At 71.2% G+C, this 16,089-nt stretch carries 14 protein-coding genes; 6 read left to right on the forward strand and 8 right to left on the reverse strand.

The genetic code is table 11. The features are described 5' to 3' along the window. The first annotated feature begins 51 nt into the window (after positions 1-51). The gene (locus OG381_RS26340; protein WP_327718545.1) at positions 52-1,626 is read left to right on the forward strand and encodes an MDR family MFS transporter; all 1,575 of its coding nucleotides are present in this window, start codon (positions 52-54) and stop codon (positions 1,624-1,626) included. Between the two features lie 597 nt (positions 1,627-2,223). Here the strand turns inward: OG381_RS26340 and cseC are convergent. The 5 genes from cseC to OG381_RS26365 form a co-directional block, all read right to left on the reverse strand. Then, a complete protein-coding gene (gene cseC / locus OG381_RS26345; RefSeq protein WP_307027616.1) occupies positions 2,224-3,567 on the reverse strand; it encodes a two-component system sensor histidine kinase CseC in 1,344 nt (447 codons plus the stop codon). 11 nt (positions 3,568-3,578) lie between these two features. Beyond that, positions 3,579-4,283, reverse strand: coding sequence for a two-component system response regulator CseB (cseB, locus tag OG381_RS26350; RefSeq protein WP_307027614.1), 705 nt, complete (start codon positions 4,281-4,283; stop codon positions 3,579-3,581). 113 nt (positions 4,284-4,396) lie between these two features. Then, entirely contained in the window at positions 4,397-5,125 is a 729-nt protein-coding gene (locus OG381_RS26355; protein WP_327718546.1) for a hypothetical protein, read from the reverse strand. Beyond that, positions 5,110-5,652: a SigE family RNA polymerase sigma factor gene (locus OG381_RS26360; protein WP_046263315.1), complete on the reverse strand. Its 543-nt coding sequence runs from the start codon at positions 5,650-5,652 to the stop codon at positions 5,110-5,112. Before OG381_RS26360 ends, OG381_RS26355 begins: the two co-directional genes overlap by 16 nt. A 238-nt stretch (positions 5,653-5,890) precedes the next feature. Beyond that, on the reverse strand, positions 5,891-6,826 hold the full coding sequence (locus OG381_RS26365) for an A/G-specific adenine glycosylase (RefSeq protein WP_327718547.1): 936 nt from the start codon (positions 6,824-6,826) through the stop codon (positions 5,891-5,893). Positions 6,827-7,180: 354 nt separating this feature from the next. Between OG381_RS26365 and OG381_RS26370 the strand changes: the two genes are divergently transcribed. After that, a complete protein-coding gene (locus OG381_RS26370) occupies positions 7,181-8,014 on the forward strand; it encodes a hypothetical protein (protein WP_327718548.1) in 834 nt (277 codons plus the stop codon). 104 nt (positions 8,015-8,118) lie between these two features. Here OG381_RS26370 and disA read toward each other — a convergent pair whose 3' ends face one another. Both disA and radA read right to left on the reverse strand, forming a co-directional pair. Next, positions 8,119-9,243: a DNA integrity scanning diadenylate cyclase DisA gene (gene disA / locus OG381_RS26375; protein WP_327718549.1), complete on the reverse strand. Its 1,125-nt coding sequence runs from the start codon at positions 9,241-9,243 to the stop codon at positions 8,119-8,121. An 81-nt stretch (positions 9,244-9,324) separates the two neighbouring features. Then, positions 9,325-10,734, reverse strand: a complete 1,410-nt coding sequence (gene radA, locus OG381_RS26380; RefSeq protein WP_327718550.1) for a DNA repair protein RadA — start codon at positions 10,732-10,734, stop codon at positions 9,325-9,327. Between the two features lie 198 nt (positions 10,735-10,932). Between radA and OG381_RS26385 the strand changes: the two genes are divergently transcribed. Then, complete coding sequence (locus OG381_RS26385) at positions 10,933-12,615, forward strand: BACON domain-containing protein (RefSeq protein ID WP_327718551.1); 1,683 nt, start codon at positions 10,933-10,935, stop codon at positions 12,613-12,615. 8 nt (positions 12,616-12,623) lie between these two features. On the opposite strand, the gene OG381_RS26390 is transcribed toward OG381_RS26385, so the two are convergent. Continuing rightward, complete coding sequence (locus tag OG381_RS26390; protein ID WP_327718552.1) at positions 12,624-13,475, reverse strand: hypothetical protein; 852 nt, start codon at positions 13,473-13,475, stop codon at positions 12,624-12,626. 71 nt (positions 13,476-13,546) lie between these two features. Here OG381_RS26390 and OG381_RS26395 point away from each other — a divergent pair, with 71 nt between their 5' ends. The 3 genes from OG381_RS26395 to OG381_RS26405 all read left to right on the forward strand — a co-directional run bounded on the left by OG381_RS26395 (position 13,547) and on the right by OG381_RS26405 (position 16,018). Next, positions 13,547-14,488: a Ppx/GppA phosphatase family protein gene (locus OG381_RS26395; RefSeq protein WP_327718553.1), complete on the forward strand. Its 942-nt coding sequence runs from the start codon at positions 13,547-13,549 to the stop codon at positions 14,486-14,488. Positions 14,489-14,591: 103 nt separating this feature from the next. Next, complete coding sequence (locus OG381_RS26400; protein WP_307027598.1) at positions 14,592-15,416, forward strand: sugar phosphate isomerase/epimerase family protein; 825 nt, start codon at positions 14,592-14,594, stop codon at positions 15,414-15,416. Then, the gene (locus OG381_RS26405; RefSeq protein WP_327718554.1) at positions 15,413-16,018 is read left to right on the forward strand and encodes a TetR/AcrR family transcriptional regulator; all 606 of its coding nucleotides are present in this window, start codon (positions 15,413-15,415) and stop codon (positions 16,016-16,018) included. The genes OG381_RS26400 and OG381_RS26405 overlap by 4 nt, the downstream gene beginning before the upstream one ends. Positions 16,019-16,089: the final 71 nt, after the last annotated feature.

The following is a 16,089-nucleotide window of genomic DNA, read 5'->3' on the forward strand; positions in this document are numbered from 1 at the left end:
AGTGTAGTCAACTTGCCGGGCGGCAAGTAAGTAGCTGGGGGAGTGGGAGTGATGGCGGACACACAGACAGTGGTCGAGCCGGAAGACGACAAGCAACCGAAGAGCGTGCGGGTCGTCCTGCTCGCACTGATGATCACGATGATGCTGGCGATGCTCGACAACATGATCGTGGGCACCGCGATGCCGACGATCGTCGGTGAGCTGGGCGGGCTCGAGCATCTCTCCTGGGTCGTGACGGCGTACACGCTGGCGACCGCCGCCTCCACCCCGCTGTGGGGGAAGATCGGTGACATGTACGGGCGCAAGGGCGCCTTCATGTCGTCGATCGTGCTCTTCCTGATCGGGTCGGCGCTCAGCGGTATGGCCCAGGACATGGGACAGCTCATCGGGTTCCGGGCCGTTCAGGGCCTTGGCGCCGGTGGTCTGATGGTCGGTGTCATGGCGATCATCGGTGACCTCATTCCGCCGCGGGAGCGGGGCAAGTACCAGGGCATGATGGCCGGCGTCATGGCGCTCGCCATGATCGGCGGACCGCTGGTCGGCGGCACCATCACCGACCACTGGGGCTGGCGCTGGGCCTTCTACATCAACCTGCCGCTCGGTGTCGTCGCGCTCGCCGCGATCAGCGCCGTGCTGCATCTGCCGAAGAAGCGGGCCGAGGCACGCATCGACTACCTCGGTGCCGGGCTGCTGACCATCGGCATCACCGCGATCGTGCTGGTCACCACGTGGGGCGGTACGGAGTACGCCTGGTCCTCGGCGCGGATCATGGAGCTCATCGGCATCGGTGTCGCCGCGCTGATCGGGTTCGTGTTCTGGCAGACCAAGGCCGCCGAGCCGGTTGTGCCGCTGCACATCTTCCGCAGCCGCAACTTCACGCTGATGTCCCTCATCGGCTTCATCACCGGGTTCGTGATGTTCGGTGCGACGCTGTTCCTGCCGCTGTACCAGCAGTCCGTGCAGGGTGCGTCCGCGACCAACTCCGGGCTGCTGCTCCTTCCGATGCTCGGTGCGATGCTCGTGACGTCGATGGTGGCGGGGCGGGTGACCACGAACACCGGGCGGTACAAGGTGTTCCCGGTCGTCGGCGGTGCGCTGATGGTCGTCGGGCTGTACCTGCTGTCGCTGATGGACACGGACACCTCGCGGCTCACGTCCGGGGTGTACATGGCCGTCGTCGGGCTCGGTATGGGCTGTCTGATGCAGATCACCATGCTGGTGGCGCAGAACAGCGTCGAGATGAAGGACATGGGCGTTGCGTCCTCGTCCACGACGCTCTTCCGTACGCTCGGTTCCTCCTTCGGTGTGGCGATCATGGGTGCGCTGTTCAACAGCCGGGTCCAGGACGTCATGGCCGAGCGGGGTGGGGCGATCGGGGCGAAGGTGACGGAGTCGTCCGCGCAACTGGATGCGGCGAGTCTGGCGAAGCTGCCGGTTGCTGCCCGTGAGGCGTATCAGCATGCGGTGTCGTCCGGTACGCACTCGGCGTTCCTGCTGGGGGCTGTGGTGGCGGTGCTCGCCCTGGTCGCTGCGGTGTTCGTGAAGGAGGTTCCGCTGAAGGGGGCGGGGCCGAAGGAGGAGACGGAGGAGGCGGGGGCGCCGATGCAGGTCGTCGAGGCCGTCTGATCCGAACCTGAGCTGAAGGCCCCCCGGCTGGTGTCCGCCCCGGGGGGCCTTCGCGTTTTTCCTCGCCCCCGCCGCCCCTACCCGTCCCATCCTCCAGGGGCGCTGCCCCTTCGACCCCGGTCCCTGGGGGCTCCGCCCCCAGACCCCCGTCGGCCCTGAAGGGGCCTCGTCCTCAAACGCCGGACAGGCTGAAAGACATGGGCGGTGCTGAGGGGGCGAGGTGAGTGGGGGATTGGGATGCGGGCCTCGTCCTCGAACGCCGGGCGGGCTGGGAGAGATGGGCGGTGCTGAGGCGGCGTGGGTGGGGGATTGGGATGGCAGAGCCTCGCCGTCACGCCGGGTGGGCTGGAAGCCGTGGGCGGCGCTGAAGGGCGTGGGTGGGTGGGAGATTGGGATGCGGGGCCTTGTTCTCGGGCGCCGGGCGGTTGGAAGTCACGGTGGCGCTGAGAAGGCGCGGGTGGGTGGGGGGTCGGGATGGCAGAGCCTCGCCCCCGAACGCCGGGTGGGCTGGGAGGCGTGGGCCGATGCTCAGGGGCGCGCGGAGCCTTGTTTTGAGGTGCTGGGCAACGCCGTCGGTCCTGGGACGGCGGGCCGGGGTTACGGCATCATCGGGTAGCTTCCCGTGTTTGTCGGGGCGTGTTCCGGTAGCCACAGGACGGCCACCGCGCCCTCTGCGGGGACTCCGTCGGGTGCGCCCGGGGGGCGGATGTTGCGGAAGGTGAGGCGGGCGCCGAGGACGCGGGCCTGGCCGGCGGCGATGGTGAGGCCGAGGCCGTGGCCGTGGCCCGCGCGGTCGCTGCTGCCGGTGCGGAAGCGGCTCGGTCCGTCGGCGAGGAGGTCCTCGGGGAACCCGGGGCCGTGGTCGCGGACCCGGATGACCCGGCCCTCGACGGTGACCTGGATGGGCGGTCTGCCGTGCCGGGCGGCGTTGGCAAGCAGGTTGAACAGCACCCGCTCCAGGCGCCGCGGGTCCGTCGTGACCATCGACTCGTGCACCACCCGGACGTCGATCTCCGGATCCTTCGCCATCACCCGCCGGGCGACGAACTCGCCCAGCAGGATGTCCTGGAGCTCCGCCCGCTCGGACGCGCTGTCCAGCCGGGCCACCTCCAGGACGTCCTCGACGAGGGTGCGCATGGCCTTCGCCCGGTCCAGGACCAGCTCGGTCGGCCGGCCAGGGGGGAGGAGCTCGGCCGCGGTCAGCAGGCCGGTCACCGGGGTGCGCAGCTCGTGCGCGATGTCCGCGGTGACCCGCCGCTCCGCCTCCAGTCGCTGCTCCAGCGCCTCCCGCATGGCGTCCACGGCGCTCGCGAGGTCGTCCGTCTCGTCCCGTACGACCCCGCCGATCGCGTCCCGCACCCGCACGTTCGTCTCACCGCTCGCGACCTCGTTGGCGGCGGCCGCGGCCTTGCGCAGCCGGCTCGACAGCCGGCCCCCTATCAGCACGCCGAGCGCGCTGCCGCCGAGGACGACCGCGATGGAGCCGATCACCAGGGCCTGGTCCAGGTCGTTGAGGATGTCGGTGCTGCGGTCGGTGAACCCGGTGTGCAGGGACAGCACATTGCCGTCCTTGGCCGGTACGGCCGCCCAGATGTCCGGCATCCCGCCCGGCCCGTCCGTCACATAGGTCGCCCGGCGTCCCTGCTCGACCTTGTGCCGCAGCGGCATCGGCAGCGACGAGTCGTTCTTCTCGACGTGCGGGAAGTTCGCCAGGCCGGTCTTCTCGTAGTTGTTCTGGGCGATCTGGATGCGTTCGTCGGCGAGGTCGCGGGCGTTGTCCAGCATCGAGACCCGGGCGGCGTTGTGCACGACCAGGCTCAGCGCGATCGCGACCAGCGCGCCGACGAGCGCGATCGCCGCGCTGAGCTTCCACCTCAGTCCCGTACGGATGCCCGTACGCTCCAGCCGCGCCGGGACCAGGCGCCGAAGATTCCCCCGCATGTCCGCCCCGCTCAGGCCTTCAACTTGTAGCCGAAACCGCGGACCGTCTCGATCCGGTCCTGGCCGATCTTCGTACGCAGTCGCTGCACATGGACGTCGACGACGCGGGTGTCACCGCCCCAGCCGTAGTCCCACACCCGCTCCAGGAGCTTGTCCCGCGACAGGACCGTGCCCGGCGCGGAGGAGAACTCCAGGAGCAGTCGCATCTCGGTCGGGGTGAGGGCCACCGGCTCCCCGGCCCGGCGCACCTCCATACCGTCGGTGTCGATCTCCAGCTCGCCGAAGGTCAGCACCCCGCCGTCGGCCGCGGCGCCGCTCTCCTCGGACCGGTCACCGCCGCCCGCGTGCCCGAAGCGGCGCAGCACCGCGCGGATACGGGCGACCAGGACGGCACCGTCGAACGGCTTGGTGACGTAGTCGTCGGCGCCCGCCTCCAGGCCCAGCACCACGTCGATGGAGTCCGCGCGCGCCGACAGCATGATCACCGGGACGGTCGACTCGTCCCGGATGCGCCGGCACAGGCTGACGCCGTCCAGGCCCGGGACCATGACGTCCAGCAGGGCGATGTCGGGTCGGTCGGCGCGGAACGCCTCCAGGCCCGACAGCCCGTCGGGCATGGCGGTGACCGCGAAGCCGTCCCGCTCCAGGGCGAGTTGGGTGGCCTCGCGGATGACGTCGTCGTCCTCGACGAACAGAACGTGGGTCTGGTCTGCCATCCCGCTGCTCTCTGTCCTCGTGTCGCTGTCTAGGGGGCGCTGTGCAGGTGTCGTTGTCTGTGGGGGAGTCGTGGTGCCGTTGACAAGTGATCGGATCGTAGGCCCCGATCGGTTCACTCCGTGGGCGACGGGGTGGGTCCGAGGTCGCCGAGCACATTGTGCGCGTAGCGCACCTTGACGAAGTGACCCGCCGACGACCACCGGTAGGTGATCACGTCCTCGCCGGACGGGCTCGACACCGGATCGCCCTTCTCGTACAGCTGCCTGCTCACCACCAGGTTGCCGCTGGTGTCGATCTCGGCGTAGACCGGGGACTCCTCGGCGCTGAACACGTTCTCGTACGCGCCACGCTCCTCGTGATACACGTACGAGCCGACACCGACGCCGTCGCCGCAGGTCAGGACGTTGACCACGATGTCGTCCGACGAGCCTCCGGTCAGGTCGCCGTAGGCGACGTCGAGCGGGTACTCGTCCGCGACGCACGGCTTGAGGTCGTCCTTGACCTCCGCCGAGACCAGCGGGTCGCTCTTGACCAACCTGACCGCGGTCGTACGGCTCAGCGAGTAGGAGTCGGAGTCGTCATCGGGGTCGGACGTGAAGGCGGAGGGCGCGGAGGCGGGGACTCTGGAAGGCGAGGCCGAGGGTGCGGCGGCCCCGGCCGCCATGTCGGTGCTCGACGAGGACTCGGCGAACGCCGGTCCCTCGTCACGGGTGCCGGTGCCGCCGGTGGCGCAGGCGGAGACGAAAAGGGCGAGGGCGGCGAGCACGGCCACCGCCGTGAACGCCGCCTGCAAAGTGCCCCGGCCCCGTGAGGGGTCCGCGTCCGTCAGGCCGCCGTGCAACGCTCCCGCTCCTCACGCTCCAGCGCGCGTGCGTCCAGATCACGGCTCTCCAGCTCCTCGCGGAGCCTGGCGAGGGCCCGGTGCAGCGTGCTCTTGACCGTTCCGGCCGACATGCCGAGCGCGGCGGCCGTCTCCTCCGTGGACATCTGCTCCCAGTGTCGCAGCACGACCACGCTGCGCTGTTTCGGGGCGAGCACTTTCATGATGTCCATCAGCAGGGCGCGGTCCGCGTGCTGCTCGGTGGCGTCGTCGACCGAGGCGTCCGGGAGCTGCTCGGTCGGCACCTCCTCCAGCTTGCGGGCCCGCCACCACTCGGTACGGGTGTTGATCATGACCCGGCGCAGGTAGGCGTCCGCGAGCCGCTTGTCCGCGATGCCGTCCCAGCGGTGGTACGTGCGTGCCAGCGCCGTCTGCAGGAGGTCCTGGGCATCGACCGGGTCCGGGACCAGGCGACGGGCGCTGCGCAGCAACGCGTCCTGCCGGGTGCGTACGTACTCCTCGAACTCGAGCACCTCGCCCTGCGCCATGATCGACCGCCTCCATCCCCGTTTCCGACCCGCCCGCTGCCGGTTCTCCATGTCCTGCGTGCCGCGCTCTCCTGCGGTACGCCAATGAAGCTACGGAGCAGTTGTCACGGGGCTGTGCGGGACAGCGCGCGGCCAGCACTCGGCTGTCCGTCGGTTGTGTAACGGAAGTAGGAAAGGGGTAAACCGGCGCACCGAATAGCGCCGGTTCAGGGTGATTTGGGCGTGTGGAGTGGTGCTGTTACGTCAACGGCAGCCGATACAAACCACCGGACAGGGGCTCGACAAGTCCGTCCGCGACGAGTCCGTCGAGCGCCCGCGCGCGCTGCACCGGCTCGTGCCACACCCGGTCGAGCGCGGCCTGCGGCACGGGCGCGTGGGCCTCGCGCAGGACGGCGAGGAGCTTGCCGCGGACCTGGCGGTCGGTACCGGCGTACGTCTGCCCGCGCCGCGCCGGACCGTCGTGCTCCGGCTTGCCCGCGAGCCGCCAGGCGCACTGGGCGGCGATCGGACAGCGGTGGCAGGACTCGTTTTTGGCGGTGCACACCAGCGCGCCGAGCTCCATGGAGGCGGCGGCCCAGCGGGCGGCCGTCCGCTCCTCCGTCGGCAACAGGGCGCGGGCCAGCTTGCGTTCGGCGGCGGTGGTGGCGTTAGGCGGGTATTGCACGCCGGTGACGGCGCGCGCGAAGACGCGGCGGACATTGGTGTCGAGGACGGCGTGCCGCTGTCCGTACGCGAAGGACGCGACCGCCGCGGCCGTGTACTCCCCGATGCCGGGCAGTGCGAGGAGCTGGGCGTGGTCGGTGGGTACGTCGCCGCCGTGCCGTTCGGTTATCGCGACGGCCGCCCCGTGCAGGCGCAGAGCGCGACGCGGATAGCCGAGCCGGCCCCACGCGCGCACGGCCTCACCGGGGGCCTCCTTCGCGAGGTCGGCGGGGCGCGGCCAGCGGGCCAGCCACTGCTCGTAGACCGGCAGGACGCGGCTGACCGGCGTCTGCTGCAACATGAACTCGCTGACCATCACCCCCCAGGGCCCGGCTTCCGGGCGCCGCCACGGCAGATCGCGGGCGTGCTCGTCGAACCAGTCGATGACGGGGGTGTGCAGGTGCTCTCCGCCGGGAGGCCCGGCGGGGGTGTCGGAGGGGCTGCTGTGCGGGGGCTTCGTGGGCGCAGTCATGGCCTTCCGATCCTGCCATGCGGGACAGGGGGCGCGGGGGAAGCGCCACCCCCAGGGGTACGGCGGGGAGGGGGCGCGTGGGGGCAGTGCCGCGGAGAGGACGGCGCCCGACGAGCGGAAGCGGTGCGTTTCCGCGGTGTGCCGTACCCACGTACGAGTGGCATGCGGAAGAGCGGTGATGTCACGGAGGGTAGGCGACTGGCTGAAACTGTCACGCCCCGCGATCATGATGTGCCCCAGCTCGTGAAGGCGGCCGAGTGAACCGCCGTCTCCGGAATGATGATCCGGAAAAGTTGTGGTCCCCGGCGGCGGGTGGGGGCGGCGAAGGCGCCGATCTCTCGTACAGTTTGCGCCGTGGGATCTCTGCGCAATCCGGTCGGGCCGCTTCCCTCCACCATCTACTGGCGACGGAGGGCCGTACTGCTGTCCGTGCTGGCCCTGTTGGCGTTGCTGATCGCCTGGGTGGTCTCCTCGGGCGGCGGTGGAGGCGAGAACGGTGCCGACGGGTCCAACGACAAGAATCCCTCGCCTTCGACCATCACGCCGGGGCCGACCGGCTCCGGGCCGGCGATCAGTCAAGCGCCGGGCGGGCGCGACGAGTCGACGCCGGGCGGGGGCTCCGGGGGCACGGAATCGGGGTCCGGCGGCGGGTCCGGTGAGGGCTCCTCGACGTCCGGTTCGGGGTCCGGCTCCGGTGGGTCCGAAGGCGCGGCCGGTGGCGCTGCCGGCGGTGGTACGGGCAACGGGGTCGGGCAGGACGACACCCTTCCGGCCGGGTCCGGGGTGCCCAACTGCACCGCGGGATCCGTGAAGTTGACCGTGAGCAGCCTCCGCAACGGGTACGGGCCCGGCGAGACGCCGGCGCTGCTGCTGACCGCGGCGAACTCCTCCGGCGGTGACTGCAAGGTCGATCTCGGGCCGAAGAGCGCGGTGTTGACGATTACCGAGGCGGCCGAGGACGACGAGTACTGGTCCTCCGCGGACTGCCCGAAGGCCGCGGCGAGTCTGGTGTTCCGGGTGCCCGCGGGGAGCAGCATCACGTACACCGTGAAGTGGGACCGCAAGCCGAGTGCTCCGCAGTGCGCGACGCCGCCGGCGGGGACCGCGGGTGCGGGGACGTATCTCGTGGAGTTGGCCGCGCCGGGGTACGCGAAGGTGCAGACGTCGTTCGTGCTGGAGAGCGACTGATGTAGGGGGTGCGCGGGGGTTGTCGGTCGGCTGTGGCGGCGCTGTGGTCGCTCGCGCCCACGCGGCGGAGCCGTACTCGATACGGCCCCGCGCCTCTGAGGTCGCTACACGTACCGTTCCAGGATCGAGCTCTCCGCCAACCGCGACAGGCCCTCTCGTACGCTGCGTGCCCGCGCCTCGCCGACCCCGTCCACCGTCTGCAGGTCGTCCACGCTCGCGGCCAGCAGCTTCTGCAGGCCCCCGAAGTGTTCCACCAGGCGGTCGATGATCGCGCCCGGCAGCCTCGGCACCTTCGCCAGCAGCCGGAAGCCTCGCGGCGAGACCGCCGAGTCCAGCGCCTCCGGAGAGCCGGTGTAGCCCAACGCGCGTGCCACCGTGGACAGTTCGAGGAGCTCGGCGTGGCTGAGGGCGTTGAGCTCGTACAGGGCCTCGTCGACCGTGCGGGAGCGCTTGGCCGTGGGCTCGGGGACGTAGTCCCGGACCACCAGCTCGCGCTCGGGCTCCACGCCGGCGATCAACTCGTCGAGCTGGAGGGAGAGGAGACGTCCGTCCGTGCCGAGTTCGAGCACGTACTCGGCGATCTCCGTCGCGATACGGCGGACCATCTCCAGCCGTTGCGCCACCGCCGACACGTCCCGGACCGTCACGAGGTCCTCGATCTCCAGCGCTGACAACGTTCCCGCGACCTCGTCCAGGCGGAGCTTGTAGCGCTCCAGGGTCGCCAGGGCCTGGTTCGCGCGGGACAGGATCGCCGCCGAGTCCTCCAGGACGCGGCGCTGGCCGTTGACGTAGAGCGCGATCAGACGCATGGACTGGGAGACCGACACCACGGGGAAGTCGACCTGCTTGGAGACACGGTCCGCCGTGCGGTGGCGCGTGCCCGTCTCCTCCGTGGGGATCGTCGGATCGGGCACCAGCTGCACACCCGCCCGCAGGATCTTCGATCCGTCCGTGGAGATCACGATGCCGCCGTCGAGCTTGCACAGCTCACGCAGACGCGTGGCGGTGAACTCGACGTCCAGGACGAAACCGCCCGTGCACATCGGCTCGACGGTCTTGTCGAAACCGAGCACGATGAGTCCGCCCGTGTTGCCGCGGAGAATCCGCTCGAGGCCGTCGCGCAGGGCCGTGCCGGGTGCCACGGCGCTCAGTGAGGCGCGCATCAGGCCCTCGGCACCGGAGCTCCCACCGGACTTTCCGGGAGCTGCTGCCCGGTCGTTGGCTGCCACTGCACTCCTCCGGTCGCAGGTTCTGGGACGCTCCCGTTTCGCACCTTCGGTTCGTACGGACGGGCGAGACCAGGGCAAAGTCTACCGGCGCTCCTCCTCGTCCCGTGGGGCGTCTCGCCGACGCGACCGCGGAAGGACCCTCAGAGCCTCTCCTATGTCGGCGACTTCCAGGACCTTCATACCGGCGGGGATCTTGCCCGGGTCGCCCGGCACGAGCGCGTGGGTGAAGCCCAGACGGTGTGCCTCGGCGAGCCGGCGCTGGACCCCCGTGACCCGTCTGACCTCGCCCGCAAGGCCTACTTCGCCGATCGCGACGAGGTTCTTGGGCAGCGGGGTGTCGCTCGCCGCAGACGCCAGCGCGAGGGCGATGGCGAGGTCCGCGGCCGGCTCCGACAGCTTCACTCCGCCGACCGTCGCGGAGTAGATGTCCCTCTTGCCGAGTGCGCTGATCCTGCCCCGCTGCTCCAGGACGGCGAGCATCATCGAGACGCGGGAGGTCTCCAGACCCGAGGTCGTGCGGCGGGGCGAGGGGATCTGCGAGTCGACGGTGAGGGCCTGGACCTCGGCGACCAGCGGGCGGCGGCCCTCCAGGGTGACCGTCAGACAGGTGCCGGGGACCGGTTCGTCACGACGGGTCAGGAAAAGTCCGCTCGGGTCGGTAAGGCCGGTAATGCCCTCGTCGTGCAGTTCGAAGCAGCCGACCTCGTCCGTCGCTCCGTACCGGTTCTTGACGCCGCGGACCAGCCGCAGGCGCGCGTGCCGGTCGCCCTCGAAGGAGAGCACCACGTCCACGAGGTGCTCCAGCAGACGCGGGCCCGCGATGGCGCCGTCCTTGGTGACATGGCCGACGAGGAGGGTGGACATGCCGCGGTCCTTGGAGGCGCGGATGAGGGCGCCCGCCACCTCCCGCACCTGGGCCATGCCGCCGGGGGCGCCGTCGATCTCGGGGGACGCGATCGTCTGGACGGAGTCGAGGATCAGCAGGGACGGCTTCACCGCGTCCAAGTGGCCCAGGACCGCGGCCAGGTCGGTCTCCGCGGCGAGGTACAGATGGTCGTCGATGGCCTTGATGCGGTCGGCGCGCAGCCGGACCTGGCTGGCCGACTCCTCGCCCGTGACGTACAGGGTGCGGTGCTCGTCGCTCGCCGACTTGGCCGCCACGTCGAGGAGCAGGGTCGACTTTCCCACGCCGGGCTCGCCCGCCAGCAGGACGACCGCGCCGGGTACGAGTCCGCCGCCGAGCACCCGGTCCAGCTCGGGTACGCCGGTGGAGCGGGCGGTGGCCGTGCGGCCGTCGACCTGGCCGATGGGCACGGCGGAGGTGGTGACGCGGCCCGGGGCCGTCGTACGCACCGCGGGCGCGCCGTACTCCTCGACGGTGCCCCACGCCTGGCATTCGGGGCAGCGGCCGAGCCACTTCGCCGTCTGCCAGCCGCACTCCGTGCAGCGGTAGGCGGGTCGGTCCTTGGCGGTCTTCGTACGGGCAGCCATGCACGAACCGTAACGGGCGACACTGACAACGCCTGTCGGTGACCGTGAGCGCCCGGTGTCATCCGGCCATCGACGTCAAGAACAGGCCACGGAATCAGGGGTTCCTGTCCCCTTATGAGGGATCGTTTCACCCGTACGGAGTAAAAGTGCTCAAGGGGGAAGAAGGGGCCATCGCCCGCGCCCTACGGTCCACGGGTGATGAGCAGCAGTCCGGAGACCTCGACCCGCACCACCGGCGCGCACCGGGCGCAACGGGAGGCGCGTGACCGCGGTGCGGCGCGCACGCTGGCGCAGCGTCCGCCGGCGCGCTACGAGCCGTATCTGGACGGCCTGTTCACCTACTGCCTGTCCGTGCTGTGCGACCACGACGCGGCCACCGCCGCGCTCGGTGACGTCCTCGCGCTCGCCGAGCGCCGCCGCGGTCCGGAGGCGGCCGGGGACCGCCGGGCCTGGCTGTACGCGCTGGCCCGCTGGGCGTGTCTGCGCAAGCTCGGCGAGGCCAAGCAGAAACGTCAGGCCAGTCACGCGGCAGGGCGGCATCACACCGAGCAGCAGGCGGCCCCGCCCGTCTCCGAGGAGGCCCAGGAGGAGCGCCGGCGCCAACTCGCCCTGCTGGCCTGGCCGGAGGCCGCCGGCACCACCCCGGAGCAGCGCGAGGCGCTGGAACTCGCCGTACGCCATCACCTCGCCGCCCATGAGGTCGCCGCCGTCCTCGGCATGGACGTGCCCGCCGCCCGTGAACTGCTCGCCTCCGCCGCCTGCGAGGTCGAGCGCACGCGCGCGGCCCTCGCCGTCGTGGAGACCGGCACCTGCCCGAGCGTCGCCCGCCTCACCGGCGACCATCAGCTGGTGATCGGCACGGCCCTGCGCCGCGAGCTCGTACGGCATGTCGACGACTGCCCGCGCTGCCGCCGTACCGCCGAGCGCGCGGTCGCCGGCCGTTGGCCCGGGGCGACGGTCACCCCCGCAGAGCTGCCCGTCCTCGAGGCGCCGCGCGCGACGCTGCACATCGCCATGGCGCACTTCACCCGCGCGTCCGCCCCCCGCTTCGACCGGCGCGGCTTCCCGATGGACCCCAAGGACCGCGCGGCCCGCCGCGACCGTCTACGCGCGCGTGCCGTCACGACGACCGTCGTCGCCACCGTCGTGGCGGCCCCCGTGCTCGCCCTGTGGGCCGCCTACCGGGGCACCCCCACCGCCGATGGCGCCGAGGGACGCTCGGCCAGCGCCAGCGAGGCGCACGGCCCCGACAGCCTGGACGGCGAGGCCGCGGGCGGCTACGAGAACGCCGGAAACGCCAGCACCCGGCCCGCCGACCGCTTCACCAAGGGCGACAAACCCGATGTATCGGTGAAGGTCATCAGCGTCACGGGCGTCGGCAGGAAGGGCGCCGGACAGCTGGAGGTCGCGGCCGGCAACAGCGGCGACACCACACTGATCACCCTCACCGCCACCGGCGACACCCCGGTCCGCTGGTCCGCGAGCACCGGCGCCGGCTGGCTCTACCTCAGCCAGTCCTCGGGAACCCTCGAACCCGGCGAATCGTTGACGATCAAGGTGTACGTCGACCATCTGCGCGAGCCGTCCGGCCACTGGAGCGCGCGTGTGGCCGTCTCACCGGCCGGCGCCGTCGTCTCCATCGAGGGCTACGGCACCGCCCCCACCCCGACCGACCCCGGCACCCCCGCCGACCCGCCCCCGTCCACCCAGGACCCGGACCCGACCCCCACGACCTCGGCCCCCACGGACCCGACCCCCAGCGATCCGCCGCCCTCGACGTCCGATCCGGACCCGACGCCGACGGATCCCAGCCCGTCCGGCCCGGCGAGCTCGACGCCCCCGCCCGGCGACAGCGGCGACCCGAGCCCGTCCACGTCGTAACCGTGGAGCTAGGCCACGGGGTCGGCCGGATGCGGCGCCAGCAGCGGCAGCTGGGACGCCAGCCGCTCCTCGCACAGCTCGGCCAGCCGGTCGTAGCCCGCCTTGCCCATCAGCTCGGTCAGCTCCGGCCGATAGGAGACGTACACCGGGTCGCCCGCGCCGTGCGCCGAGGTCGCCGAGGTGCACCACCAGTGCAGATCGTGGCCGCCCGGGCCCCAGCCGCGGCGGTCGTACTCACCGATCGACACCTGGAGCACCCGGGTGTCGTCGGGCCGGTCGATCCACTCGTACGTCCGGCGCACCGGCAGCTGCCAGCAGACGTCCGGCTTGGTCTCCAGCGGCTCCCGGCCCTCCTTGAGCGCCAGGATGTGCAGCGAGCAGCCCGCGCCGCCGGCGAAGCCGGGCCGGTTCTGGAAGATGCACGAGCCCTTGTAGGGGCGGGTCTGGCGGTCGCCGTCCTCGTCCTCCGAGATCCAGCCGCCTTCCGTGCCCTCGTCGTGGAACTGCCAGATCTCCGGAGTGAGCCTGGCCACATGACCGGCGACCCGCTTCTCGTCGTCCTCGTCGGAGAAGTGGGCGCCCAGGGTGCAGCACCCGTCGGCCGCGCGGCCCGGCTGGATGCCCTGGCAGCCGCTGCCGAAGATGCAGTTCCAGCGAGAGGTCAGCCATGTCAGATCGCACCGGAAGATCTGCTCGTCGTCCGCCGGATCAGGGAACTCCACCCATGCGCGCGCGAAGTCGAGCCCCTTCTCGTCGGCTTCCGGGGCCTGCTTCGACTTCTTCGGTGACTTCACCGGCGACTTCGCCTGCGAAGAACCGCTGGAGGATTTGTCGGCCTTCGCCTTTTTCGTCTTTGGCACGCGTCCAGGGTAAGACGCTTGGCAAGGCTCCGGATACGGCCGACCGCAGGGGTGGCAGTAGCGTTCCGTACATGAGACTCGGTGTCCTCGACGTGGGATCGAACACGGTGCATCTGCTGGTGGTGGATGCCCACCCCGGCGCGCGCCCGCTGCCCGCGCACTCGCACAAGGTGGAATTGCGCCTTGCCCAACTCCTCGACGAGGGCGGCGCGATCGGTCCCGAGGGTGTCGACAAGCTCATCGGTGTCGTCAAGGAGGCCCTTCAGGCCGCCGAGGACAAGGGCGTCGAGGACCTTCTCCCGTTCGCCACGTCCGCGGTGCGCGAGGCCAGCAACGCCGACGACGTCCTCGCGCGCGTGCACGCCGAGACCGGCGTCGAGCTCCAGGTCCTCACCGGCGCCGAGGAGGCCCGCCTCACCTTCCTCGCCGTCCGCCGCTGGTTCGGCTGGTCCGCCGGGAAGCTGCTGGTCCTCGACATCGGCGGCGGCTCTTTGGAGATCGCGTACGGCATCGACGAGGAGCCCGACGCGGCGGTCTCGCTGCCGCTGGGCGCGGGCCGTCTGACGGCGGGCTGGCTGCCCGGCGACCCTCCGGACCCCGAGGCCATACGGGCGCTACGACGTCATGTCCGCACCCAGATCGCCCGTACCGTCGGCGAGTTCGCCCGCTTCGGCGCCCCCGACCACGTCGTCGCCACGTCCAAGACCTTCAAGCAGCTGGCCCGCCTCGCCGGCGCCGCCCGCTCCGCCGAGGGCCTGTACGTCCAGCGCGAGCTGAAGCGGGAGTCCCTGGAGGCGTGGGTGCCGCAGCTGGCGGGGATGACGGTGGCGCAGCGCGCCGAGCTGCCCGGGGTCTCGGAAGGCCGTGCGGAGCAGCTGCTCGCGGGCGCGATGGTGGCCGAGGGCGCGATGGACCTGTTCGGTGTGGAGAACCTGGAGGTCTGTCCGTGGGCGTTGCGGGAAGGCGTCATCCTGCGGCGGCTTGATCACATGGGATCGAGTGTGGGCACGTGACGGGTGCGGGGAACCCGGAACGCCCGCGCCCGCCTATGGCAATCGCCACAACGGCGAATAGGCGCCCCGCACCCCACCCACCGCAACCCTTAGGCTGACCCCCGTGGCAGAACCAGTCGTACGGATCCCGGATGCGAAGGTCGCGCTCTCCACGGCTTCCGTCTACCCGGAGTCCACGGCGACGGCCTTCGAGATCGCCGCGCGCCTCGGCTACGACGGTGTCGAGGTCATGGTGTGGACCGACCCGGTGAGCCAGGACATCGAAGCCCTGCGCCGCCTCTCCGACTACCACCAGATCCCGATCCTCGCCGTACACGCCCCGTGCCTGCTCATCACCCAGCGCGTGTGGTCCACCGACCCCTGGGTCAAGCTCCAGCGCGCCCAGGCGGCCGCCGAGAAGCTCGGGGCGTCCACGGTCGTCGTCCACCCGCCGTTCCGCTGGCAGCGTCAGTACGCCCGCGACTTCGTGAGCGGTATCTGGCGCATGGCGAACGAGACGGACGTCCGCTTCGCCGTCGAGAACATGTACCCCTGGCGCTACCGCGACCGCGAGATGCTCGCGTACGCCCCCGACTGGGACGTGACGAAGGAGGACTACCGTCACTTCACGATCGATCTCAGTCATTCGGCCACGGCCCGTTCCGACGCGATGCAACTGGCCGACCGCATGGGAGACCGCCTCGGCCACGTCCACCTCGCCGACGGCCGGGGCTCGGCCAAGGACGAGCACCTCGTCCCCGGCCGCGGCACCCAGCCCTGCGCCGAGCTGCTGGAACGTCTCGCCCTGACCGGCTTCGACGGCCATGTCGTCATCGAGGTCAACACCCGGCGGGCGATGTCCAGCGCCGAACGTGAGGCCGACCTGGCGGAGGCCCTGGCCTTCACGCGGCTGCACCTGGCCTCCGCGGTGAAGGTGCCGCGGCCGTGACCGGAGTCACCTCGCGCAAACGGGGCCGCCCGCCCGGTACGGAATCGGCCGACACCCGCGACCGCATCCTGACCGCGGCCCGCGAGGAGTTCTCCGAGCGGGGTTACGAGAAGACCTCGGTGCGCGGCATCGCCAAGGCGGCCGGCGTCGACTCGGCCCTGGTCCACCACTACTTCGGCACCAAGGAACAGGTCTTCGAGGCGGCCGTCGAGGTCGCCTTCGCGCCGGCCCTGAAGATGCGGGACGTGGTCCTCGAAGGCCCCCTCGAGGGCGCCGGCGAGCGCATGACCCGCTTCGTCTTCGGGCTCTGGGAGAACCCGGTGACCCGCAAGCCGCTGCTCGCGATCGTCCGGTCCGCGGTGAACAACGAGGCCGCGGCGACCGTCTTCCGCCGTCTCGTGGCCACGCAGCTGATGCGCCGGATCGCCGGCGAGCTCGACACCCCGGACGCGGAACTGCGCGCCGAGCTCGCCGCCGCGCAGCTGGTGGGGGTGGCGATGATGCGGTACGTGATCAGGATCGAGCCGGTCGCCTCGGCGGACGTGGAGCTGATCATCGCGCGGGTGGCGCCGGTGGTCCAGGGGCATCTGACGAACCCGTGAACGCCTGGTGAGATGAGACGTTCATCCCGCATTCCGGACACTGTGTCCGCCCCCTGGATGACGGGCGTACG

This window comes from Streptomyces sp. NBC_00490 (assembly GCF_036013645.1).
In the GTDB taxonomy this organism is placed as follows: Bacteria; Actinomycetota; Actinomycetes; order Streptomycetales; family Streptomycetaceae; genus Streptomyces; species Streptomyces canus_F.